Origin of the sequence: Alteromonas sp. PRIM-21 (assembly GCF_027563165.1) — a bacterium.
In the GTDB taxonomy this organism is placed as follows: domain Bacteria; phylum Pseudomonadota; class Gammaproteobacteria; order Enterobacterales; family Alteromonadaceae; genus Alteromonas; species Alteromonas macleodii_A.
Map to the genome: position 1 here is coordinate 390,042 of NZ_JADOEK010000001.1, position 25,345 is coordinate 415,386.

Annotated in this window: 19 protein-coding genes; 8 read left to right on the top strand and 11 right to left on the bottom strand. The window is 43.9% G+C overall.

Features of this window, described 5'->3' with window-relative positions:
- Positions 1-26: 26 nt before the first annotated feature.
- On the bottom strand, positions 27-1,151 hold the full coding sequence (gene asd / locus IW644_RS01655; protein ID WP_269916144.1) for an aspartate-semialdehyde dehydrogenase: 1,125 nt from the start codon (positions 1,149-1,151) through the stop codon (positions 27-29).
- A 415-nt stretch (positions 1,152-1,566) separates the two neighbouring features.
- Between asd and IW644_RS01660 the strand changes: the two genes are divergently transcribed.
- Both IW644_RS01660 and IW644_RS01665 read left to right on the top strand, forming a co-directional pair.
- Positions 1,567-2,367: an SDR family NAD(P)-dependent oxidoreductase gene (locus IW644_RS01660; RefSeq protein WP_269916145.1), complete on the top strand. Its 801-nt coding sequence runs from the start codon at positions 1,567-1,569 to the stop codon at positions 2,365-2,367.
- Positions 2,368-2,590: 223 nt separating this feature from the next.
- Positions 2,591-3,202: a cytochrome b gene (locus IW644_RS01665; protein WP_269916146.1), complete on the top strand. Its 612-nt coding sequence runs from the start codon at positions 2,591-2,593 to the stop codon at positions 3,200-3,202.
- 101 nt (positions 3,203-3,303) lie between these two features.
- Here the strand turns inward: IW644_RS01665 and IW644_RS01670 are convergent, their stop codons facing one another.
- On the bottom strand, positions 3,304-4,260 hold the full coding sequence (locus tag IW644_RS01670; RefSeq protein WP_269916147.1) for a 2OG-Fe(II) oxygenase family protein: 957 nt from the start codon (positions 4,258-4,260) through the stop codon (positions 3,304-3,306).
- 399 nt (positions 4,261-4,659) lie between these two features.
- Here IW644_RS01670 and IW644_RS01675 point away from each other — a divergent pair, with 399 nt between their 5' ends.
- Positions 4,660-5,433: a CmcJ/NvfI family oxidoreductase gene (locus IW644_RS01675; RefSeq protein ID WP_269916148.1), complete on the top strand. Its 774-nt coding sequence runs from the start codon at positions 4,660-4,662 to the stop codon at positions 5,431-5,433.
- A gap of 14 nt (positions 5,434-5,447) precedes the next feature.
- Here the strand turns inward: IW644_RS01675 and IW644_RS01680 are convergent, their stop codons facing one another.
- The 4 genes from IW644_RS01680 to IW644_RS01695 form a co-directional block, all read right to left on the bottom strand.
- Positions 5,448-7,052 (bottom strand): sensor domain-containing diguanylate cyclase, encoded by a 1,605-nt coding sequence (locus IW644_RS01680; protein WP_269916149.1) that lies wholly within the window; start codon positions 7,050-7,052, stop codon positions 5,448-5,450.
- Complete coding sequence (locus IW644_RS01685) at positions 7,045-7,488, bottom strand: hypothetical protein (RefSeq protein ID WP_269916150.1); 444 nt, start codon at positions 7,486-7,488, stop codon at positions 7,045-7,047. The genes IW644_RS01680 and IW644_RS01685 overlap by 8 nt, the downstream gene beginning before the upstream one ends.
- 10 nt (positions 7,489-7,498) lie before the next feature.
- Positions 7,499-8,743, bottom strand: coding sequence for a porin (locus IW644_RS01690; RefSeq protein ID WP_269916151.1), 1,245 nt, complete (start codon positions 8,741-8,743; stop codon positions 7,499-7,501).
- A gap of 134 nt (positions 8,744-8,877) precedes the next feature.
- Positions 8,878-9,792: a LysR family transcriptional regulator gene (locus tag IW644_RS01695; protein WP_269916152.1), complete on the bottom strand. Its 915-nt coding sequence runs from the start codon at positions 9,790-9,792 to the stop codon at positions 8,878-8,880.
- A gap of 116 nt (positions 9,793-9,908) precedes the next feature.
- Between IW644_RS01695 and IW644_RS01700 the strand changes: the two genes are divergently transcribed.
- From IW644_RS01700 to IW644_RS01710, 3 genes are all read left to right on the top strand, one after another.
- Entirely contained in the window at positions 9,909-10,901 is a 993-nt protein-coding gene (locus IW644_RS01700; RefSeq protein ID WP_269916153.1) for a zinc-dependent alcohol dehydrogenase family protein, read from the top strand.
- Positions 10,902-11,088: 187 nt separating this feature from the next.
- Positions 11,089-11,586 carry a M48 metallopeptidase family protein gene (locus IW644_RS01705; protein ID WP_269916154.1) on the top strand — a complete coding sequence of 166 codons (498 nt, stop codon included), beginning with the start codon at positions 11,089-11,091 and terminating at the stop codon, positions 11,584-11,586.
- Between the two features lie 216 nt (positions 11,587-11,802).
- On the top strand, positions 11,803-12,222 hold the full coding sequence (locus IW644_RS01710; protein ID WP_269916155.1) for a CBS domain-containing protein: 420 nt from the start codon (positions 11,803-11,805) through the stop codon (positions 12,220-12,222).
- A 116-nt stretch (positions 12,223-12,338) separates the two neighbouring features.
- On the opposite strand, the gene IW644_RS01715 is transcribed toward IW644_RS01710, so the two are convergent.
- Positions 12,339-15,380, bottom strand: coding sequence for an efflux RND transporter permease subunit (locus tag IW644_RS01715; RefSeq protein WP_269916156.1), 3,042 nt, complete (start codon positions 15,378-15,380; stop codon positions 12,339-12,341).
- Between the two features lie 3 nt (positions 15,381-15,383).
- Positions 15,384-16,472: an efflux RND transporter periplasmic adaptor subunit gene (locus IW644_RS01720; protein ID WP_269916157.1), complete on the bottom strand. Its 1,089-nt coding sequence runs from the start codon at positions 16,470-16,472 to the stop codon at positions 15,384-15,386.
- Positions 16,473-16,686: 214 nt separating this feature from the next.
- Between IW644_RS01720 and IW644_RS01725 the strand changes: the two genes are divergently transcribed.
- Positions 16,687-17,301, top strand: coding sequence for a TetR/AcrR family transcriptional regulator (locus IW644_RS01725; RefSeq protein WP_269916572.1), 615 nt, complete (start codon positions 16,687-16,689; stop codon positions 17,299-17,301).
- Between the two features lie 724 nt (positions 17,302-18,025).
- On the top strand, positions 18,026-20,101 hold the full coding sequence (locus IW644_RS01730) for a TonB-dependent receptor (RefSeq protein ID WP_269916158.1): 2,076 nt from the start codon (positions 18,026-18,028) through the stop codon (positions 20,099-20,101).
- Positions 20,102-20,324: 223 nt separating this feature from the next.
- On the opposite strand, the gene IW644_RS01735 is transcribed toward IW644_RS01730, so the two are convergent.
- From IW644_RS01735 to IW644_RS01745, 3 genes are all read right to left on the bottom strand, one after another.
- Entirely contained in the window at positions 20,325-20,813 is a 489-nt protein-coding gene (locus IW644_RS01735; protein ID WP_269916159.1) for a GNAT family N-acetyltransferase, read from the bottom strand.
- A gap of 133 nt (positions 20,814-20,946) precedes the next feature.
- Positions 20,947-24,126: an efflux RND transporter permease subunit gene (locus IW644_RS01740; RefSeq protein WP_179982862.1), complete on the bottom strand. Its 3,180-nt coding sequence runs from the start codon at positions 24,124-24,126 to the stop codon at positions 20,947-20,949.
- A gap of 9 nt (positions 24,127-24,135) precedes the next feature.
- Positions 24,136-25,284 (bottom strand): efflux RND transporter periplasmic adaptor subunit, encoded by a 1,149-nt coding sequence (locus IW644_RS01745; RefSeq protein WP_269916160.1) that lies wholly within the window; start codon positions 25,282-25,284, stop codon positions 24,136-24,138.
- Between the last annotated feature and the right edge of the window lie 61 nt (positions 25,285-25,345).

Here is a 25,345-nt window from a genome sequence, read left to right on the forward strand (position 1 = left end):
TATGATTTACTAAGTAAAACTAAGTATTAGTTTTGCTCAAGTACAATGCGCAACATTCTGCGAAGTGGCTCTGCAGCACCCCATAAAAGCTGATCGCCAACGGTGAACGCTGAGATATACTCAGGGCCCATATTAAGCTTGCGAATTCGACCTACTGGGATAGACAGGGTTCCGGTAACCTTGGCTGGCGTGAGTTCCTGCATAGTTACTTCACGATCATCAGGCACGACTTTTACCCAATCATTGTGTTTCGCTAGAATTTCTTCAATCTCGCTAACTGGTAAGTCTTTTTTAAGCTTAAGCGTAATCGCTTGGCTGTGACATCGCATGGCACCAACGCGTACACAAATACCGTCGATAGGCACTTCACTGCCATTAATACCCAAAATCTTGTTAGCTTCTGCTTGGGCTTTCCACTCTTCACGGCTTTGTCCAGATGGAAGCTGGGAATCGATATACGGAATTAAGCTTCCTGCAAGAGGAACGCCGAACTGCTCACTTGGGTATTCTGAGCTACGAATAAATTCAGCAACCTGCTGATCGATATCCAATATAGCGGTAGCCGGATCTTCCACTTTATCTTTAACATTGCTATGAATAGCGCCCATTTGGCTAATAAGTTCACGCATATGCTTAGCGCCAGACCCTGAAGCGGCTTGGTAGGTCATCGGTGATGCCCATTCAACAAGGTCTTGTTCAAATAAGCCGCCTAGCGCCAACAGCATAAGTGACACTGTGCAGTTTCCGCCGACGTATGTACGAATACCTTTTTCAATGCCACTATCAATTTCTTTACGGTTCACCGGGTCTAGTACAATAATCGCATCGTCTTTCATGCGAAGGGCCGACGCTGCGTCAATCCAATAGCCATTCCAGCCAGACGCGCGAAGATCATCATAAACGGCTTTTGTGTAATCACCGCCCTGACAAGTAATAATAATATCTTGTTTTGATAGCGCCTCGATGTCGTGCGCATCTTCTAAAACACCTGCATCTTTGCCCGCAAAGTTTGGCGCTGCAATACCCTTTTGAGAGGTGGTAAAAAAGGTGGGCTCAATGTGCGCGAAATCTTGCTCTTCTTGCATGCGCTGCATTAATACTGAGCCAACCATACCGCGCCAGCCCACTAAACCTACTTTTTGTTGTGACATTAAATTGAGAACCCTTGTTACTAAAATGAAAAGTACCTCATCCTATGTATGTTGAAACCACGCGCAGTACACCACAATTCGAAAATGGATAAGGCTACCTGCATTGCATACATAGGATGGCGAACGCCCCGCTCGAAAGCCGGCGTAATACCTGTCGTTTTTTATTTTTGTTCCCGCAGTCTAAGTGTTATTGAAGGCGCTGGCTAGATGGTTTTTATAAATTATCTATCGCTGATATAAGCATTTTAAACAGCATTAAAACGAAAGCTGTTGATTATATAGATTACATTGAAACTGCTTTAAGCAATCACACCATTATCAGTCTTCTACTTCACTGCTAATGTAGTCTAAAGCAAGTTGGTTGGTAGAAGTCGCTTGCACTGAATTTTGGGCTTTATTCACGGCAGAGTATGAGATGAAGACGATATTGATAACTGGGGCGACTGACGGCATCGGTCTAGAAACAGCAAAAATGTTAGCCAAAGAAGGACATAACCTTTTTTTACACGGCAGAAGCCAAGGTAAATTAGATAATGTTAAAGGCGCATTAGAAGCGCAATTTCCCAAAAGCAGCATTACTGTTCTTCAGGCTGATTTATCGTTGTTCGACGACGTTAAAAAGCTTGCCGTAGAGTTAAAAGCAAACACCGACCGTTTAGACATACTCATCAATAACGCAGGTGTTTTTTCCATAGAAAACCCTATTACTGCTGCAGGGCTAGATGCTCGATTCATGGTTAACACTATCGCGCCCTATATGCTTACGCTGTCCCTTGTAGATGTTATGGATGAGCACAGTCGTGTGATTAACGTCTCTTCTGCTGCACAAGCGCCGGTGAACTTTGCTGCCCTAAGAGGTGAAACCCAACTTTCGGATGGCGCAGCTTATGCGCAGAGTAAGTTGGGTATTACTATGTGGACAGCTTATCTTGGGGAAAAGTATCAGTTAAACGGACCTAAGATGGTTTCGGTGAACCCTAAGTCTTTATTAGGTAGTAAAATGGTTAAAGATGCCTATGGTATTGCAGGTGGCGATTTGAAAGAGGGAGCTAAAATATTTATTGAGGCAGCACTATCTGAACGTTTTGCTAACGTCGCTGGCGATTACTTTGACAATGACCATAATACTTTTGCATCTCCACACCCTTTTGCTAGTTATGCAACAAATAGACAAGCATTGATATCAGAACTTGAAGCAATTATTTCCGCTAACTAGCTATGTTTTTTGGCATCGCTAAACGCGCGCCAGCGGCATATGAAACGCGGTAGGGGGGAGTTCCGGCCCCCCATATACTCACATCCATCTCAATGAATCTTCACTTGCTTTCAAAAGCGCTCTCGAAATTGTTGGCCTCGAATTTGCTGCTCGAATTTACTTTAGTGCCTTTAGATAATTCCTTACAATGTCTAAGGAATTATAAAGTGCCAAGATACGCTTTATGGAAAACGTAGTTCTTGGTATGAACAATTGGAGTGAGAAAAGCATGCAGTACGATAGTCATAACAAATTTGCTACCACTACGGTAATTCTACATTGGCTGGTGGGATTAACCATTATAGGGTTACTTGCCACAGGTATTTATATGACAGAGAACAATGTCTACGAGCTATTTAGTTGGCATAAGGCATTTGGTTTTCTTGTGCTAATAGTCGCGATAGTCCGCGTGATATGGCGAATGAAAAATGATTGGCCCAGCCCTGCATCGAACTACAAGCCAATTGAGCACAAGCTTGCATCTATCGTTCATTGGGTTTTGATCACAGCTACCTTGTTAATGCCTATTTCAGGGTTGATGACGTCAGTATTGGGTGGTCACGGCCTATCCGTGTTCGGATTAGAAGTATTTGCTCAAAACTTTAGCGTAGATGACCCAGAAAAAACCTTACCGATTAATTATGAGTTATCGAAGTTAGGAGGCACTATTCACTTCTATCTCGGCTATACCGTTATTGTTGCTTTATTGCTACACATTGCTGGCGCACTTAAGCACCACATTATTGACAAAGACGGTACGTTAAAGCGTATGCTGGGCAAAACAATTAACGAATAAAGTGTGAAGCACTCAAACTCTTCTTTATAGCGCAGCATTGAGTTAGAAACTCAAAGCTGAAAGGAAAGCCGAGTTAATAAATAACTCGGCTTTTTTTCGTATTAGAAAGGTGCAAAACTATCTTTTAGCGTGTTGGGAACTGTCCACCTCGATTTAGCATCCGCTTTCGACGTCGGCAATACGCCTCGTGGTATTTGCATACTATCGCCATATAGCCATAGCACCATATTGGTTCTGCTGCCGCCAGTAATTGGCTGCGCGGCGTGAGGTACGCTTCCCCTGTGCAGCATCGCAACACCAGGAGCAAACACTGTACGTGTTACCTTACCCGTTTTCTGATTAAAGAAATCGACTTCCGACCCTTTGAAGGTTTCTCCAGGCACGTTTAGATTTACGTTCATTGTCGCGGCGGACGCATCAGTATGCGGGCGAAGCGACGTATCCATACCTTCTTGGTATTGAATTGAAAAGCCAAAGGTTTGGCTATCAAACCCCATGACCTCAGGGAACAACAAGCGGGATATAGGACGCATGTATTTGTCCATAAGCACATTGTAAAAGTCTTGGAAGGTTGGCGCTGCTAAATACCCTTCAGAGCGTGCATCTAGCATACCGCCGTTGCGATTCAAAGCAATACCGTATGGAGGGCGAAGGGGGATACCGGCATCAGCAACACCGTCTAAGTAGTTGCGCAATAATTGCAGCTTTTCAACATCGAATAGCTGGGCCTCGTATACACCTGGCAATACTTCCTCCCACAAATTTGCCACCGCTTGTTCTTTAGCTGGGTCTTCCCACGCTAGCGTGACGGCATTGCGAAGCGGTTCGCTTATCAGATTTTCGTTTACCCACTCAGCTAATTGCTCGTTTTGCACATCCCATTCTTTCCATGCGGCTTCCAACAGTGAGCGGTTTTTATCCCAAAATTGCTGAACAGATGGTGCTCGTTTAAGCATTTCATCTCTTGAGGGAAGGGTAAGCGCACGCGCTTTTTGCAGTGCTCCTACTAATTCTGTTCCAGCGTTTGTGGTTTCTACATTACTTTTTACATCAGACATATTTGCTCTCCAATTTTCTGTGTCACGACCAACCTTTATTAGTTCGTTTGGTAGCGTGCCAGTCGTTAATTGAAGAATATTCCACTTTTAAAACTAGAAAAATGCGTTATTTATTGAGTCAGTATTTAGTTTATTTTGATAATGGTGTGTTCTCAGCTTTAATCGCGCTTGTCATTGCAGAAAACTAACGGTCAGTTTATCGGTCACTCATTTATTAACTGCTTTCAGCGTGTGTTGAGTGTTAGCAGTATTTAGATTATCAAGATAATCTAAATACTGCTTCAGTCTGTAAGTGGTTTTTCATATTTTTTGCTACGGGTATAGTTCGCCCCCTAAACGGGTTGGGTAGGTTTCAGAGCCCAGTATTCCGGTGATTTTTACTATTTCGAGGGAAGCAATATGAATGCATCTGTAAATTATCATGTCAAAAAACCTTTTATTCAGGCTTTTGAATTTGATGTAGATGGCATAGACGGCAATTTAGTTTCGCCCGAGCTATTTACAACGGATGTTAGCGTTTATGACCTTAGAGAAAGCCAAACAAATACGGTCTTTAATGTTCATGGAATAACCTTTTTAGAAAACCTGAGCCCAGTGGCTTATCCGTTCAGCGCTAGAGTAGAGCAGGCGTACAACCGAGAAATCGAAAAATTGTTGTCCATGCAGATAAATGCTAAAAATGTACTCGTGTTTGACCATACCATTCGTATAGACGATGAAAGCGCTTCTCGGCGTCCAGCCAGAAATGTTCACAACGATTACAGCGAAAAAGGAATTCAGCAACGCCTTATTGACTTACTGGGCGAACAAAAAGCGGCTGAATACAACGAGGGGCATTTTGGCTTTGTAAATATTTGGCGACCGGTAGAAGACACAATAATGTCATCGCCGTTAGGCTTTATTTGCCCAGACTCTATGAACGATGAAGACTGGATGACTATTGCTCTAAAATACCCAGATCGTCAGGGAGAGATTTTGGGCGTGGCAGCAAACCGTCAACATCGTTGGTTTTATAAATCAAAAATGCAGGTGGATGAAGCCATAGTTTTTAACATATACGACAGCAAAGGCTTACCTCATTTGGCCCACAGTGCTTTAGATATGAAGGAAGAGGGCGCTCCCGACAATATCGTACGCAAGAGTATTGAAAGTAGGATGTTGGTTAAATATTAGGGGCTTTAGGCTCGCTAACTCATATCTTCATCGTCTAGTCGGCATTGGTTTGCAAAGATAAGGTAGTCGTCTGGTGCCGATATCTTATTTTGTTTTGCTTTATACATGGCAATATCGGCAAGCTTAATCAGTGCGTGTAAATTGCGACTTGTTTGAGGATAAAAAGCTACGCCGACACTCATTGAAACCACAGTAGGCTTGCTTTCGTCATTAAAATAGAAAGGCTGTTTAATGCCAGCATTTACTTTTTCCATAACCCTTTCAACAGAGGCTTCATCATCAGCTTGCAGTAACAACATAAACTCATCGCCGCCCCAACGTATGGCGACATCATTTTTGCGTATTTTTTCTTTTAATTGTTCAGCAACAAAGATGAGAACTTCGTCGCCTGCATCATGGCCATAAATATCGTTTACCGCTTTGAATCCGTTAAGGTCAATAAGAGCTAAAGCAAACTGATGTTCTTTTCTCATGAGTTTAGCAATAAGCTTTTCACCACCATTGCGATTGTAGATCCCCGTTAACGCGTCGAAGTCTGCCTGTAGGGCAAGCTTTTGTAGCTCTTGTCTACGACTCGAAATATCGTTTAACGTAAGCTGGTAATAACGTTCACCTTCTTCTGTCAGTAATGGGCTAGCAATAAGTTGAACCCAAATAGCACTGTCGTTTGCACTACTTTTTAGCTTGTACTCTCCTGTAGCAAACTCGTTTCGCGCAAAGGCCTCTTTAAGTGCAGATTTCATTGCCACGGGTGTTTCGAACAGTTCGTCTAGCAACTCGCCGTAGCCTTGCTTTATGCCAAGTCCCGTCTTCTCTACTAAATCGTTAAAGGCATCATTCCGAAGCTCTATAGCGCCATTTTCAGCCATTAATACAGTTGCAGTTTTGGCATTCTCGAACAGCATTCTAAATCGCTTTTCAAGAAACTCTATTTCTTCTCTTAACTGTCGCTCTTGTGTGAACTGCTCTTCAACCTTGGTCAACAATTGATTGGTGTCGTAAACAAGTTTACCTATTTCACTGCGAGAGTGATACTTTGGTGTCCGGATACGCTGCGAGGTTCCAGGCTTGATTTCGTGTAAAGAGCGCCCTACGCGCAGCATTGGGGAAATAATAATGTAGTAGGTGATGACTAAAGCAACAATGCCTACAATTAAAGCTTCAGCGTATAGTGAATAGCTGTTATCTGTACTCGTTTTTTCTGCTTGGTGAATGATGTACTCGAAATTGGGGTATACGTTAACCTCAGCTAATGCTTCTTCCGGCATAAAGGGGTGCCTAACCACAAATACTCGAGGTTTGGTGTTTTTATTAATCGCTTCAGTTACATTTGCCTGATAGTAAAGCGCTTCGCTTTTTATAGAGGCTGCTAAAATTTTGTCAGTTTTAACTAAGCCATTAATAGCCTCTGTGGCCAAGTCCTCATCTTCTAAGAATGCGGCGATGGATGCGGTTGCGCCAACGGTTTGGTAAAGCTCTTCAATATCGCTGTTAGCTTCGCTTATTTCGTTTTCATAGGTAACACGATAAAAGAACTCAGCGGTAGTAAATACCACTATCATTGCCGCTGCGATTAGAAACAGCGAAAAACGAAACCCCAAACCTTGAACGTTAATCAAAACGGTATACTACCTTCATACTGTCGGTCACAGTCGACTCATATACATAGGCTAGCGCCGATTCGTCTTGCTCAAGCCGTTGCTTGATGTCGTCGAGGGTTTGCTCTACCGCAGGAGGTTTGACGCGGCCTGAAAATTTAAGTCGCGACCAATAGGCATTAACCCTTGCAAGAGGAAGGCCCACTAAAGACTTGTAAAACTGACTTTTTAATTCGGAATCTAGTTCTACATCAATAGGCGTGGCTTCTTTTCCATTGGGGAACGCCGAGTATTTACCCATAAATAAATCAATTAAGCCTTTTTTATCCAAAACCTGTACATCGTTATTAAAGTTAGTGACTACGACAATTTTTTCTTGTGCTTGCGCCATAAATGCAAAGCTTTGCGTTAGAAGTGCTAAGACAATAATTACGGGGAAGCGTCTAAACAATTTCATGCTTCTCCCCTTAAAAACTAAAGCTTAACGCGAGGAATAAGGTGTGTGCGACACCGTCTTCATCGTCAACAATCAACCCATCACGTGCACGAAGCCCGGTACCTCTTGCTTTAACGTCAGTGCGTTCAATTTGTGCTTTAAAGGCTAAGTTTTCTCGTAAGTCCCATCGCCAGCCCAATGAAAATGATTGTTGATTATGAGCCAGCGAACTAGCCACCTCTTCTACAAAAAGAACTATCTCTGCAGTGTTCTCGTTGATTGGGAAACCGGGTTGTTCTTCATTTAGAAAGTAAGTGTCGGTATCAGCAAAGGAGTAGAGAGCGTAAAATGTGTGAGGCCCATAAAGGTAACTTAAGTTCAAAAAACCATTAATTGAAGGTCTTAGCGCAATCGAGTCTGAATCTATATGGGATAGCTCGCCTGATAGTTCCCAATCGCCCAAGAAGCGATTAAAATACACAGAAGTATAATGAATTGAAGCATCCCGTAGGCTTACTTCATCTGAAAATTTAAGTGCGCCCGCCCAAAAAGGTTGTAACTGAGCGACTGCCGCTGCCACTACCGCTACGTCATCGTTGTCGTTTTTAGCTTCAGTCTGAGTGTGCTTTAGCGCTACGCTCCAGTCAAAAGCAACAAATTCAATGCCTAGTGAGCGTAAATCGTTAAATGTTATTGGGTTATAGTCGTTACTGGTAAAGTCACTTTCGCCGCTACCCCAAAAGCCCTTAACCGACAAATTGAAGTCGCTAAAGGGAGTGGTGTAACTTATGTCGGCACCGTCGAAACTTCTAGCGGGCACAATACCGTAAACTTCGGTAGGTACTTTTACCCAAGGGTAAGCGATAGAGACGTCTCTGGTATCACTAAAGTGGAAAATATCCGCGGCTAATCTACCCGCTCTTACCTGCCATGCTGGCGAAATGTCGTAACGAAAAAAGGCCATTTGGGTGATGGAGCCAATATTTTGTTCGTCTTGCTCTCGATAAACAAATTGCCCTACGAAGTCTAGGTTGTCTGATAATGTGTAATCAAGTTGGACGCCAATCAAACTTAAAGGCTTAAACGCAAAGCCGTCTTTTTTCGCAAATTCTGCTTGCGAACGGTCGGTACGAAACTGATAAGTGCGGGTGTCAGCGGTGGCAGTGGCAAGTGTACCAAAGCCGCTAATATCTAACTTATTTTGTTCTGCCGACGCGCAGTTAGCCAACAGCAAGTTGAAGATGGCCGCGAAGAACAAGTACGGCTTTTTCATCATTTTTTACCCAATTTAAAGTCTGTGATAAATGTTGCCTAAAACAATCTGTCGTGACAATTTTACTTTAGTACAAGCATAGTAGAGAAACTAAGAAGTGACTGAAAAATTGTGTTTTTTGTTTAATTGATACCATTTTACACTACTACACCGTTTAGCTTTTGATCCCAATAAGGCGTGCCGCTAAAGCGGTCGGCTAAGAAATCAATAAATGCGCGAACTTTTGGGGCTAATAAACGGTTGCTAGGATACACTGCCCACAGTGCACAGTCGGTAGCAAGCGGGTAATCTTGTAGTATTTGTACTAGCTGGCCTTTCTCTAAATATGGTGAGCTGCACCAGGTAGCAGTAAGGGTTATACCGCAGCCTTGAATACAGGCATCACGCACCGCTTCACCATTATCCATACGCAAATGATTAGGCGTTTTCACCGATGTAACCCCATGGGCTCCCTTAAAGTCCCACACCTCTAGCCCAGTTAGATTTACTATCTTGTGGTTCTTTAAGTCGGATGGTGTTTCTGGTTCGCCATATTTATCTATATAGCTTTTGGCGGCGACAATAATACGTTTGTCATCAGCAAGTTTTTTCGCGTGTAAATTACTGTCTTTCAGTTCTGCATCGCGAATGGCAACATCAAAGCCACCTTCTACCACATCCAAAATACTGTCGCTGAATCGGAAGTCGATATTTAGCTTTGGGTATTGTTCTAAAAACTCAGGGATCGCAGGTACTAAGTGCATTCGACCAAATGACGCAGGGGCGGTAACGCGTAATGTACCTTGCGGCGTTTGAGCGCCGCTGCCGACAGCTGCTTGTGCCGTTTCGATGCTGTCTAACACTTCTTGTGCATGGGGGAGAAAAAGCTTTCCATCGTCGGTAAGGGATACTTTTCGTGTAGTTCTGTGAATTAAGCGAACACCTAGCGTTTCTTCTAGTTTACCAATGTGCGCACTCGCCACGGCAGGTGAAATGTTGAGCTCACGCCCCGCTAAGCTGATGTTCGCTGTGCTCGCAATACGCACAAAAAGCTTTAGGTGTTCTATGTTCATTTGGATTATCAATAAAATCTAAAAACTGTTTGCCTTTATACACTAATTATCATCTGGAGTTCTAGTGTTTATGATTAGTTCCGTACTCATACAACAGGCTTTAAAGGAGCTTAATCATGAAAGCGATGGTAATAAACGAATTTGGCGGTTCTGAACAATTTACACAAAGCGATATTGCAGAGCCAACCGTAAAGGCCGGGCATGTAGTTGTGCGTATTGCAGCAAGCAGCGTTAATACAATCGACATGATGATTCGTCAGTCGGGTGCTGATTTACCTTTTGCTCCACAGTTACCCAATGCTGTCTTGGGTATGGACTTTGCTGGCACCATCGAAGCTGTTGGTGAGGGCGTAACAGAATATAAAGTAGGCGACGAAGTATACGGCTGTGCTGGTGGTCTTGGCGATTTACAAGGTTCACTTGCAGAAAAAATGCTTGCCGATGTTCGCCTTATCGCTCACAAGCCTTCGTCTCTTTCTATGAAAGAAGCCGCAGCAATACCTCTTGTTGGTATTACAGCGTTTGAAGGGTTAACTCGTGCATTAACCAGTGAAGGCCAAAACGTATTAATTCACGGCGGCGCGGGTGGAGTAGGGCATATAGCAGTACAACTTGCTAAACATATGAAGGCAAACGTATTTGCTACAGGCGGCTCTGATGAGCAAAAAGATATTATTGAATCTTTAGGTGCCACTTACATCGATTTTCGTAGTGAATCAGTTGAAGATTATGTGAATAAGTATACAAGCGGTAACGGCTTTGACGTGATCTTCGATACGGTAGGCGGCAATAACCTTCAAAACTCATTCGCAGCCGCGAAATTAAACGGTCAGGTGTCTACTACGCTATCTTTATTAGAGACCGATTTGTCACCCGTTCACTTTAGTGGTTTAAGCTTAAACGTTGTGTTCATGCTACTTCCTATGATCCACAATGTGGGCCGAGAAGCCCATGGCGAAATACTTAAACAGCTAGCGAGTATTGTAGATGCTGGTGCGCTTAAACCAATTATAGATGCAGAAAATTTCACTCTTGAGCAGATAGCACAGGCACATGACCGTCTGGCAAGTGGTAACGCTGTGGGTAAAGTCGTAGTTACCGTAGAATAGCTTTAACCTCTGGAGTTTAGGTAAACAAACTTCCCGTAGTGCTTCCCTTAGCACACCCTTCGCCGCAGTAACTTTTACTGCGGCTTTTTTGCTTTTGGGTTTTATATAAAAGTAATGCCTTAGGAATACGAGACCTGTCCACTACGTTCAAATGCTTTATAATTCTTCCGGTAAAGGAGAGATAAACGTGAATGAATATGCTCGGTATTTTAATGGTTACCCCCCAGCTATCGTGGAGCAAGCGCTTCAGCTAATTTCAAACAATCGGTTAAAGACTTATCTGCTAAAAAAGTACCCAGAAGCCCATGACGTAACTACAGACAAGTTGCTGTATCAGTATGCGACTGAATTAAAGAAGCAGTTTTTAAAAAATGCTCCGCCATTTGGGCGCGCCGCGTTCAAAAAGCAAGGGGATATGATAACCAACGCTTTAGGTACGCATACCTACCGTATGCAAGGTAAAACGCGCAAGCACGATTTAGCCATTAATAACGATTTGCTCTATGCGCCAGAGCCACTCTTAAAAGCACTAGTAGTTCATGAGCTGGCGCACTTTAAAGAAAAGGACCACAACAAAGCTTTTTATAAACTTTGCTGTTATATGGAGCCTGATTACCATCAGCTTGAGCTAGATTTGAGGTTATTCTGCGTAGCCGTTGCTATGGGAGATAATCCATACGTTTAACGTTTATATATTCATTGTTTAGCTAAATTTGTGGTGTGTTGAGCTACTGAGCTAGTTTTCTATGCTAGTGCCCTGAGCTGACATTCCGAGTCAACGAATTGAGCTAATACCCTGAGTTAGAGCTAGCATCTATACTGGTAATAATACTAATACTAATACTAATACTAATACTAATACTAACGCAAAGACGTAGAGTGAGAGTAAAAAGGAGACTTGATGAGCATTGCTACAATTATGTCCACAAGGGTAGTTAGCGTGCATATGGACGATAGCTTGCAGTCGTTACGCGAGCTTTTTGCTGCTACAGGGTTTCATCATTTAGTGGTAGTTCACGATAACAAGCTTCAGGGTATTATATCTGACAGAGACTTAATGAAGTCGATTAGCCCGTTTGTGGATACAGTAAGCGAGAGAACTCTCGATCGCGCCACCCTTGATAAAAAAGCGCACCAAATTATGACCCGCGAAGTGATATCGTTGAATCCAACAGATTCTGTATTTTCCGCTATAGAGCTATTTAACTCACATAAAATTTCTTGTATTCCAATTATCGATGAAAATAGGCACCCAAAGGGAATGCTTTCTTGGCGGGATGTTATGAAGTTTATGCAAAGTAGGGTAGAGGCAAAGCGTTGAAGCGGTCCCATCTGGTTCCCTTTACTTGCCGATAGTCAATGCCGCTGTACAAGCATAAAGGCCCTTCTTCCAAAGCAAGAAACGCTTTTGGTAGAAAGGCCAACTATGATGAGTGGTTAGCTCTTGCGATAGCTAACTTTAAACAGCAGGCTATAAAGCACGGGTACAGCGATAAGCGTAAGCACAGTGGCAAACGCTAATCCGCCCATAATGGTCACTGCCATATCTGCAAAAAAGGCGTCAAATAGCAGCGGTGCCATCCCTAAAATAGTCGTTACCGCGGCTAATGATACCGGGCGTACACGGCTGATAGTAGCGTCAACAATGGCTTGCCTGATAGCTAAACCTTCCTCTATTTGAAGGTCAATTTCTTCAATAAGCACTATGGCATTCTTAATAAGCATTCCAAACAAGCTTAAGAAGCCGAGTAGTGACATAAAGCCAAAGGGCATATCAGTACTAAGAAGTCCTGTCACAACACCGACCACGGCCATAGGTACGACAAGCCAAATGATCAGTGGCTGGCGAGCATGACCAAATAGCAATACCGAGATAATAAACATGACTAAAAAGCCGGCGGGCAATCCGGCGCCAAGGGCTTTTTGTGCATCACTTGAGCTTTCAAACTCGCCGCCCCATTCTAGTGAATACCCTGCCGGTAGCTCAATATCTTCAATAAGAGGGCGAATTCTAGCCAAGGCTTTAGCCGCGGTTTCATGATCGCCTGGTTCAGCTTCTACGGTAATGGTGCGCACACGGTCGCGGCGATGAATACGCATTTCTTCGGTCATTAGCTCTAGGCCCTGCGATACCTGTGTGAAAGGCACGTACTGTCGCTGCTGTGTAGACCATACTTGTGATTCGCGTATTGACTGAAGTTCGGTATCTTCTGCCTTGCCCATTTTCGCAATAATGTTGTAGGCATAGTCGCCATCTTGCACTGTACCTAGCTGAACGCCGCTACTTGCATACTGTATAGTTTGGCTAAAGTCACTATGTGAAACTCCAGCAATGCCAGCATTGTAATTGTCAAACTGCGTATTAATGGCAAAGCCTTTTTCACGCCAGTTGTGACGTACGTCTTTCACTTGTCCGTCGGCAAACAGTAAGGCTTTAGCCTCTTCAGCCAATTTGCGAAGCACTTCGGTATCAGGGCCCGAGAAACGGGCTTCTAATTTTGCCCCCGAACCGGGCCCAAACTGCATGCGCTCCATGTAAAAGCTTGCGTCGAAATCTAGGTCGGTGAGTTTGTCGGCAAGCGCCGACTGAATGGCCGGAATATTGTCCAGTTCATTGGCGCGAACCATGAAAAAGGCATAGTTCTCGTTAGCACTTTTAGGCGCATAAGTGAGGGTGAAACGATCTGCGCCTTGCCCGATAAAGGTGGTGACAGCCGTTACATTTTCCATTTCTAAAATACGCGCTTCTGCTTCTTTGGCAATGACTTCAGTAGCGCGTATATCTCTATCTTGCGGCCCCCAGTAATGCACAAAGAATAGCGGCGCATTTGATGGTGGGAAGAAGCCCTGTTTAACCATTCCAAAGCTTCCATAAGCCACAATGGTGATAACAAATAGCACACCAATAGTGACCCACCGAAGTTTAAGCGCGCCAAGTAACGTGCGTTTGAACCAGCGCTGTGATGCCGAGAGTTCGTTGCCAGTAGTTTGACCAATACCTTTGCGGTAAAAGTATGCGCCCAACACTGGTACTAAGGTAACGGCCAATACCCAACTTATCATCAGTGAAACCAAGACAACGGCAAACAAAGAGTAGAGGAACTCCCCGGTGGCATCGTTGGAAAGGCCGATGCCTGAGAATGCCGCAATACCAATAACGGTTGCGCCTAGCAGCGGCCACTGAGTACGTTTAACAATAAAGCTGGCAGATTCTTTAGCTGTAGAGCCTGTGGCCATGCGCAGCATCATACCTTCGGCAACAACAATAGCGTTATCAACCAGCATGCCCATAGCGATAACCATAGCACCAAGAGATATTCGCTGAAGCTGAATATCCATTAGCCACATAACCAAGATTGTACCTAGCACGGTTACAAGCAGTACTGAGCCAACGACCACACCAGAGCGCCAGCCCATAAATAAACATAGGGTTAACGTAACAACGGCTACCGACATCACTAGGTTATTAATAAAACCTGTTACAGACTCATCGACCACAGAGGCCTGGTCATAAATTGGGGTAAGCGTAATACCAACAGGTAGCTCTTGAAGTAGCTTTTCCACCTTTGCATTCACTCGTTCGCCCACATCAACAATATTTACGTCAGTGAGGGCTGAGACAGAAAGTGTTAACGCTTCTTCGCCATTGTAGCGCACATGAACAGGCTGTATGTCAGCAGGCTCTAATTTCAATGTGGCAATATCGGCAACTCTAAGTGAACGGTTAGTGCCCGGCACTACTACTGAAAGGTTTAAGATTTCTTCAAGCCTGTCTGGTGCGCGTTCTACGATTAAACGCACATTCTTTTCGTCTACTTTAATCCGGCCGCCGTTAAAAGGCCGTAAGTTATCTTCAAAAAGGGCGGCGAGATCAGGAAAGGAAATGCCCAAGCCTGCCAGCTGATAGGGGTTGATATACGCCACTATCTGCTCTTTTTGAACACCAGTTACATTTACTTTGGCGACCCCTTCTGTAGTAAGTAAGTCACGTCGGATAACCCGTGCAAATTCGCGAAGTTCACGAGTGTCAAAATCTGGTGCACTCAAGGCGTAGTAAAGACCATACACATCACCAAAATCATCGTAGACAATGGGGTCTTGTGCGCCGGTGGGAAGTGAACTAGCTGTGTCGCGAAGCCGCTTTCTTAGCTCATCCCAAATCTGCGGCAATAGATTACTGTCGTAAGTACTTTTAACTTCAACCGTAATTTCTGAAAGGCCGGGTGATGAAATTGACGTCACTTCTTTTAACTGCGGCATTTGCTGAATGGCAATTTCTAAGCGTTCGGTGACTTCGCGCTCTACTTTTTCAGCACTGGCACCAGGGTAGCTGGTGTATACCTTTACTTGTTTAATAGTAAAGGCAGGGTCTTCTAAACGGCCTATCTTACTCATAGCTAAAATGCCGCCTAGAAGCAGAATGACCACCATCAGCCAAATGTTGACGGGCTTATCAATTGAATAACGTGCTATATCCATAAATTACTTCTCTCCTTGGTAAGGAAGTACTTTCATGTCTGCACGCATTTGTGTTGCTCCAGCAGCAACGACTTGAAGGCCCAGTGATATATCGCCTTGGCCTTTACCCTTAATAATCGCGAGTTCGTTTTCTATATGCTTTACGTCAACAGGTGTTTTTACCACCGAACTTGTTTCGTCGTTGTACACCCAAACTGCAAAGCCTGAGTTTTCGTCACCTACAAGGGATCTTACCGGCACAATGAAGCCTTCAGGATATAGGCTACCTTGAAGGCTTACTTTTACTACCGCTCGGGCACCTGGAGTTAGTGGCAACTCTTCACGAGGTTCCATCGCAAACACCACTTCATAGGTTTGCGACACAGGATCAGGCTGTGTTGAGTGCTCTACATAATTTACGGGGTACCACTGGTTGCGATTGGTGGCTAAGGTCGCACTAGCTTGTTTGATCCCACGACCAATATTGGCCGTTAGCAGGCGTTCAGGAACATTGATATTAAAGTAGATTTTTGACACATCTTGAAGGCGAGCAATAGGAGTGCCCGCAGCAACAAAGCTGTTGTTTTCAACAAGGCGTTGTGACACCTTTGCGTCGAACGGGGCATAGAGCTGAGTGTAACTTAAATCTTGCTCTGCATTTTTTAGGTCGATAACCGCAAGCTCATAAGATGTTTTCGCAGTATCGAGCGCGCTTTGTGCAAGAAGCTTTCGTGCAAACATTTTTTCAATTCTATCTAGTTCGCGTTTTGCTTGGTCTAAACGTGTCTTCGACTCTTCCACGCGGCGTTCAAACGGTTTACGGTCGATAGTGGCCAGCAACTTTCCTTTTTCAATATCGCTACCTGTCACTAAGTCGGTTTGAATAAGTCGACCTGAAACTTCAAAGCTTAAATCCACGGTTTTAACCGCCGAAACAACGGCGGGGAAAGTAAACTCATCAAAATCTGGAATGTTGCTAACGGTAGCCAATTTGACATAACGAGGCGCAGATTTTGATTGTTGCTCCACAGGTTCTTCTGAAGAGCATGCACTTAAGGTTGAAACCAATAAAACGCTTAAAAATAGAATGTGAGAGAATCGCATTACGGACATAGGTGTGTGTAATCCATTGTCAGGGTAAATGAAGTATAGACATGAGAACGTTAAGTAGTGACGCTTAAACACAAGCGCGAATAAGCAGTTATTACCTAAAGTAAACTAGTGAGTGCATTTTAGTGCGGTCGCATTGAAAAGTAAACTGTTCGGTGTAAAATGGTTAATCGCAATAACTGGCAAGGCAAAGGGGATTTATTTTGAGAGTTTCGATATGGTAGGCAATACGAGAACGCGTAGCGATATAAAACGCGAAGCCATCATTCAGGCTGCTACTCAGGCCTTTCAAGAGTTTGGCGTAAACGGCACCAGCATGGATAAGCTGGCTGAACTGGCGAATGTGTCAAAGCGCACTGTGTATAACCATTTCTCTACCAAAGAAGAGTTGGTGATGCACTTGGTTACGCAGCAGTGGCAATCAGCAATTCTCAATATAAATCAAGAATACGATAGCGCGCTTCCGATAGGCGAGCAGCTTGAAGACCTTATTTTGCAAGACATTGATTTTATGGTGAGCGAATCCCACTTAGATTTAGCGCGGGTGGCTATTGGCCATTTCTTTTACGAGCCAGATAAGCTAAAAGATGAAGTCGCACAGCTAAAAGCCCAAGAAACGGCAATGCATCGTTTCTTGAAAGATGCTAAAGCAGATAACAGACTCGCTTTTGATGATTTAGACCGGGTTGTTGAGGAAATTGACAGCTTAGTTAAAGGAAAGTGCTTTTGGCCTCAGCTTTTTAAAATTGAAGATACCTTGACCGATAATGACAAAAAAGATGTAGCGAAAAATACCGTCGCGCTCATCCTGAGCCGTTATGCTACGGCGTAGCGGCTGGCTTTTTCAAACGCTTTAAAGCCTACACGGGTTCTGAATACATTACCCTAATGTGCCTCCAACCTAAGATCCATGCAATTTAATACCATTACGACCTAATCCCCTTATAGCGTCGTAACCGACCAGACCGTGCATGAAAAACGCCGATATCGTTATTCTTTTGCGTGCCAAACGGCATTCACCCATCACTTCATCGCTTAACACTTACACAGCACTATAAGTTCATTGTGCTCGACAGATTTTGAGTGAGTTATTTGGCAGGCAAGCCAAACAGTGTTGAAACACAACAGCTGCTTTTAGATTTAAACGCTTAAAAATAGTGAAGCTCAAATCGCCGGTGCTAATGCGGCAAAGCCTGATAAATAAGGCACGTTTTCAAAAAGCCCCTTAATTAACCTTTTCTTAATCTTTCTGAGACAAAATCGATAGTCTTCGAACTTTTTTGCTTAAAAAGCGTGCTGTTTAGCGTTTTTTTAGACTAAAGATTAAGAAAATTTATAAAGAGTTTTTAAATTTTGATGTATTTGCTCTCGTCATTTTGACATTTTTTCTATATTATCCAGACCACAAATAGCAACTATTATTATTTGCAATTGCAAAAGGAATGAAAAGTTAAGCGGTTTGGAAGAGCTAGCGACTTAAAAAAGTTTTGCCGAATAATAAGGTTCTTGGTTGCCAACAAACACACAACACTTTGAAGAACACTTGGAGAGTAATTTTGAAATTCAAACTTACGAGTATTGCCACTGCGATAATGTTAAGCCCAGCTGTATTTGCTGCTGATATGGAAGACATTGAAAGACTGACGGTAGAAGGTAAGTACCTTTCAGTTAACCAGTCTAACTCTATTAAGAGCCCAACGCCTATCCTTGACGTGCCGCAAAGCTTGTCAATTATTACCGCGGAAGAAATTACGGCTCGCGGTATTACTAGCGTTGGTCAAATTATTGATTACACGCCAGGTGTTAATACTTCTCAAGGTGAAGGTCACCGTGATGCAGTGGTATTTCGTGGCGTACGTTCAACAGCCGACTTCTACTTAGATGGTAATCGCGATGACGTTCAATACTACCGTGCGCTTTACAACGTTGAACAAGTAGAAATTCTTCGTGGACCGAATGCATTGCTATTCGGCCGAGGCGGTACAGGCGGTATTTTAAATCGTGTATCTAAAAAGGCGAAAACGGGCGAAAAATTCGTAAACTATAACGTTTCTGCTAATACCTTTGGTGCTTACAATCTTCAATTAGATACCAACGTAGATACAGGCGAGAAATCTGCACTTCGTATCAATGCTATGTACGAAAGCTTAGATAATCATCGTGATTTCTACTATGGCGATCGCTACGGCTTTAACCCAACTGCACGTTTTGAAGTGAGCGACGATACCATTGTTGATGTGTCATACGAATATATCGATCATGAGCGCTTCATTGACCGTGGTGTGCCAACGGCAAACGGCGAACCTGTAGAAGCATTTGAAGAAATCGTATTTGGCGACCCGGAAAATAACTACCAAACGCTTGGTGCCGACGTATTTCGTGCAAACGTTGAACACAGTTTCTCTGACAACCTAAAAGGTAACTTCAACGCCTTTTACGGTGACTACGACAAAGTTTACTCAAACTTTTACGCTGCGGCTTATGACGCTGACGCTGAAGTGGTAACCCTAGACGGTTATGTAGATACTACTCAGCGTGAAAACCTTATCTTGTCTTCAAACTTAGTAGGCGAGTTCGCAACTGGCAGTATTGAGCATACGGTTATCTTTGGTGGTGAGGTTATCAATACCAAGTCGAATCAAGACCGTTATAACCCTGTATTTGATTCTACAGATGGCGATAGAGAAGCGTTTAATGTAACACACCCGCTTAGTTTCAGAGGCCTAACTGGTACTAACTCAGTTGGCGAAACAGTTACTGCTACTTTTAGTGATGTAAACGACGATACACACGTAGACCTTGATGTTTACTCTTTTTACGTGCAAGACGAAATTGCACTATCAGAAAACTTCGACCTAGTGCTAGGCGCACGCTTTGATAGCTTCGATATTGAAGTGTTTAATGTTGTTGCAGCTGAAACGCGCAGCAGAAAAGACGAAGAAGTATCACCACGTGCGGGCCTTGTTTACAAGCCGCAAGAGAATATCTCTATCTATGCAAGCTACAGCGAGTCATTCCTACCACGCAGTGGCGAGCAGTATGCGAATATCAACGGTGATGCAGACGCGCTTGACCCAGATACTTTCACTAACCAAGAAATTGGTATTAAGTGGGACTTCAGTGAGAGCATGAGCTTTACCGCAGCTATCTTTGAAAATGAGCAAACGTCTCTTGATAACGACCCTAACGATGCAGAGAGCTTCATAGAAGTTGATTCAGATGTATCAGGTTTTGAGCTTCAGCTTCAAGGTTATATCACTGATAAGTGGTACGTTACTGCTAACTACAGCAACCTAGACGGCGAGAATGCAAGTGGCGTGGAGCTTCGTGAGCTACCTGAAAATACCATGTCGGTATGGACGACTTATGAAGTAAATGACGTATTTGGCTTCGGCATTGGCGCAACATACCAAGATGAAAGCAAGGTATCGACAAGCGCTACGTCACCTGTACTGCCAAGCTATACCCGTGTTGATGCATCGGCGTACTACACACTTAGCGACAAAACACGTCTTCAGCTGAACGTTGAAAACCTAACTGATACGCTTTACTTCCCTAATGCACACTCTACGCATCAGGTTACAGTTGGCGCACCAATCAACGCGCGTTTATCTCTGATTGGTTCTTTCTAAGTAAAACTGAAAGATTACCTATTGAACTTAAAAGCCATTCGTGAAAGCGAATGGCTTTTTTATTTTGCAGAAAAGTCGTTCCAAGCGCCCTTGGTGTTATAAACGTATTTGCCGCTAATAGTGTTTTACCTTCATACTGACTAAGTCAGCAAGTCAGCAAGTCAGCAAGTCAGCAAGTCAGCAAGTCAGCAAGTCAGCAAGTCAGCAAGTCAGCAAGTCAGCGTTAACCCTGTTTTGCGAAGTCGATAAGTGTCTGTCCATCCATGCGATAGCCTAACCATTCACTCTTAGGTTTTGCGCCTAACGATTCATAGAAATCGATAGCTGGCTTATTCCAATCTAAAACACTCCACTCAAAACGGCCGCAGTCGTTTTCTACCGCTGTTTTTGCTAAATGTTGCAGCAGCGCTTTACCAGCCCCTAAGCCTCGGGATTTAGGTGAAACATAAAGATCTTCAAGATAAAGCCCGTTGCGACCTTGCCAAGTTGAGTAGTTGAAGAAGTACACAGCAAAGCCAATAGGAACGGTGTTATTTTCGCAAATAACACAGTGTGCGGTGGAGCCTTCGCCAAATAGTGTTCTTAAAAGCGCTTCCTCTGAAGCTTCTACTTCATGCTCAGCCTTTTCATAAATGGCGAGTTCTAGAATGAATTGGCGAATTTGTGAAATATCGTCAGGTGTTGCTGGTCTTATTGAAATTGCGTTATTCATAGTGTTTTCTCTTCAATAGGCTCGAAAAAAATGAGCCTCGAAGGCTCATTTTTAAAGTTAAATGCGTTTCTAACACTAACTAGTGAACGGCTATATAGTGAGTGCTATCCGCTAGTCAGTTGTTAGTTAACTGCTAGTCAAGTGGGCCAGCAGGCTGAGGTGTATGTGCTTGATCCGTGTTGTTGTTTTCGACTTCGCTACTAGACTTTCTGCGTAATACTTTTCTTTTTATGAACGAAAAAGGACCACGTAAATCTAGCAGTATTAAGTACAAACAAGGTACCAAGATGAGTGTTACTAAAGTCGCATAAAGCACCGCAAAGCCAAGCGCAGCCGCCATAGGTACCACAAATGCTGCCTGTAGGCTGGTTTCAAACATAATTGGCAATACGCCCGCAAATGTAGTGATTGAGGTTAACGTAATTGCCCTAAAGCGCGCGGTACCGGCCTCAGTTACCGCTTCTTTTATACTGTAGCCTTGTGCACGGCGCTGATTCACAAAGTCCGTCATAACCAGCGAGTCGTTGATAACAACCCCCGCTGCTGCAATAAGGCCAAAGTTAGACATCATAGATAGGTCTAGGCCTAGTACAAAGTGGCCGAACACTGCACCTGTAAAGCTAAATGGAATAACCGACATAATGATAAGCGGTTGCCCATAACTTTTTAGCGGAACAGCTAAAAGGATATACACCATGATCATGGCCGCTAAGAAGAAGAGTATTTGCTCGTTTTGCTGTGCCTGCTGCTCTTCAATATCACCGCCAAGTTCAGTCATGACCGATGGGAACGACTCTTTAAGCTGAGGCAGTAGTTTGTCTTGAATTTCAGTGACAACCTCGTTAGGTTCAACTTTTTCCTCATCAATGTTGCCCCAGATATAAACGCTGCGATAACCACCTTCACGACGAATGTAGCTAATCCCAGGCTTTTCTTCTAAAGCAACCACGTCACCAAGCATCACTTCTTGGCCGTTAGGCGTTTTGATTAAAGAGTACTTCAAGTCAGCAAAACGTTCGCGGGTAAGTTCAGGATAGCGAACCATGACTCTAACTTCTTCACCGTTGCGGATAACACGCTGTGCTTCGCCGCCGTAAAAGCCCGCACCAACCTGAGAGGCGATATTAGAAAGGGTAAGCCCCAAATCGTAGGCAACCGGAAGTAGGGTCATTTGTACTTCTTTGCTCGGTGGGTCGATAGTTGAGCTTACGTCAAACAGGCCTTCTTGCTGCTGCAGCATTTCAATGAACTTAAGGCCTGCCGCATTTAAGGTGTCAATGTCTGGGCCAAATAGTAGATAACCGAATTCACCGTCGTCACCGTCACCGTTTACATCATCAACTACGGTAAAAGACTTCATACCGGTAATTTCAGGAATGGCTTCGCGCCAACGTCGGGCAAGCTCAAAGGTGTCGATAGGGCGGTCTTCTTCATTAACCAGTGGTGTAAGTATGCGCCCTTCATTGCTGTCTTCGTTAAAGGCGAGTCGGTCGCGAATCATGCCTTGGCCAAATTCATCAATGATCTGCTCTTCAACATCAAGAATGGTTTGCTCAACAATTTTAAGCGCATTGATAGTGGCTAGATCAGAAACGTTTTCGTTCATCTCTATTTTTACGCTAGGGAAGTCGTGAGGCACTTTAGGGTTTGGCACCATGCGCACATAGTTCGCGCCAATCAGGCCCATGCTAAGCATTAACATAGCCACGAACATCATAAGTACTGCCCAACGCCATTCAATGGCTTTCGTAACAGTACGCTTGTATGGGCCATTAACAAAAGCAAAGAAGCCTTTGTTAAAGCGTGCACGCCAGCTATCTTGCCTTACGGGTGAGAATTTCGTGTGGGCTAAATGCGCGGGCAAGATTAGTTTTGACTCAATTAAACTAAATACCAAACACAAAATAACTACCACAGCGATGTTATAGAAGAATGCACCTTCAGGGCCACTGCTCAGTGTAAATGGAGCAAATACCGCGATGGTAGTTAACACACCAAAGGTAGCTGGGGTAGCCACGCGTTTAGCGCCGCGAACCACGTTATCGACGCCGCCACCCTTGCTTTCAATTTCGGTGTAGGCACTTTCCCCAATAACAATGGCGTCATCAACCACAATGCCCAGCACCATAATGAACGCAAAGAGCGAAAGAATATTAATGCTTACACCGAAAACCGGCATAAGCATCATTGCACCTAAGAAACACACCGGTAGGCCGACCATAACCCATAGCGCTAAACGAAAGCGCAAGAAAAGGGTAAGCATAAACGCGACGAGTACAGACCCTTGAACAAGGTTCGATAACATCATGTCTAAGCGTGCGTTAAGGTAGTAGGTCATATCCACTAAAACTTCCAGGCTGACGCCCTGAGGAAGGGTCTCATTTCTCTGGTCGATATAGGCTTTAACCGTTTCAGCTACAGGAATAGTGTTTTGGGTTTTAGTGGCTTTAACGGCGATGTAGATGGCGTTCATGCCGTTGTACTTAAAGTAACGTTCACCCTCAACAAATCCATCATTGATATAGGCAACATCGCCTAAGGTTACTTTTGCGCCACCAGTGCCAATTTTAATTGGGATTTGTTTGAACTCGTCGCCGCTGTAGTATTGATTTTCAACGCGAACTGACACTATTCCTGAATTAGTTCTTAGCTGGCCTGCAGAGATATTTGCTGAATAACTATTAATGGCTTGGGTAACATCGGCAATGGTTAAGCCGTACTTTCTTAGCGTATCGGGCTTAATTTCAATAGCAATTTCATCATCGGGCGTATTGGCTTCCACCAAGGAAATAGAGCCAAGCTGAAGTAGTTCATCTTCTACTTCTTTAGCTAGCACTTTTAGCTCCGACAGCGGCAAGTCGCCAACAATCGGCATTTCGATAACTTGCTGCTGGAACTCTACTTGCGAAACGTTAACAGGCTCCATGCCGGCTGGAAAGGTAGCAATACTGTCTACGCGAAGCTTAACCTTGTCTAAAACGTCAGTCAGTTCAGCTTTAGTATCAATTTCCAAGGTGACTGCGCCGCCACCCCGAAATGCTCTAGATACAGTACGCTTAATTTCAGTGATGTCTTTTACCGCTTCCTCAACTTTGATGAAGATACTTTCTTCAATTTCTTGCGGAGAAGCGCCAGGGTAGTTGGCTTCAACGGTAATATAATTAATTTCGATGTTAGGAAACATCTGACGCTGAATAGTAAAGTAGCTGGCTATACCCATGACAATAATGAAGAACATCAGAAGGTTGGCCGCTACAGAGTTTCTTGCAAACCAAGAAATAATGCCGCTTTGCGTATTGTTATGATTTTCCATGACAGCTCCTTAGTTAGCTTGTGCTGTCACAATTTCAGTCGTAGTCTCAATAACCTTAACCGGCATGCCGTTTTGCGGGTATTCAGGCAGACTCATTACCACTTTTTTCGCGTCGAAATCACCTTGTATGAGGAAGTCGCCATTTTCTTCACGGACAACCACAACTTTATGAGATTTCAATCGGTCTTCATCGTCAAGAGTCCACAGCATGCGATTGGTTACCAATTCCTGTGGTACACGGTATACGTCACTCAACGTTTTACCTTCAAAAGCTATGGTGCTGTATGAACCAAATTTAACAATAGGTTTGGTTGAGTTAATTGAGTAAGGGTCTTCGATACGCGCTACGAAATAGCTCATACGTGTGGTGTTATCTACCACACCAGTATCTCTGTGAATGGTGCCTTTAACAGTAGCGCCCTGAACATCGTCAACTTCTATCGCAATTTCACTACCTATTGTGTTTTCTGAAAGAAAAACACGGTCAAAACCAGCAATAGGGAAAGTGACTTCGGCGTACTCTATATTATTGAGAACCGCAACTGGGGAGCCTTGTGTAACATAGTCACCGGTGCTGATGTCTCTTGATACGATAAGTGCATCGTAAGGCGCTTTCACCTTGCAGTTATCTAAATCACGTTTTGCTATTTTGAGCTGGGCTTCGGCTGATTTAACGCCAGCTTTCGCGCTCATAACTTGCGGTTTGCGAAGGTATAGGTCGGTTACCCGTGCGTTCGGCATTGTTTTCGCTTCTTTGGCGGCCACTTCTGCCTGTGCTTCTTCTTGAATAAGCTGTGCTTGGGCGCTTGCAAGGTTTGCTTCTGCTAATAATAGGGCCGCTTCATAGGCATCGGCTTCTATTTCAAACAGGGTTTCGCCACGCCTGACTAAACCACCGCTTACAAACTTGGGGTTCCACCTCTGGACTTCACCCGATACTTGCGCAGCAAGATTCGTGCTCTCAAGTGGCATGATTTCGCCATAAGAAGTCAGTTGAACGCGCACATCCTCTGGCGATAACGCTTCAATAGTGACGGTTGGGCGAGTATCAACCTCTTCGGTAATCGCACTGTCGGAAGCAGAAGCTTCGATTCCTTTCATACCTAAATAGCCTACTAGTAAGACACCAATAGGTAACGCAACTTTCATCCATTTCATGGCTAAATCTACTTTTATAGCGAATACTTTACATAGTGTAGCGCTAAAGTGTTTCAGGAAT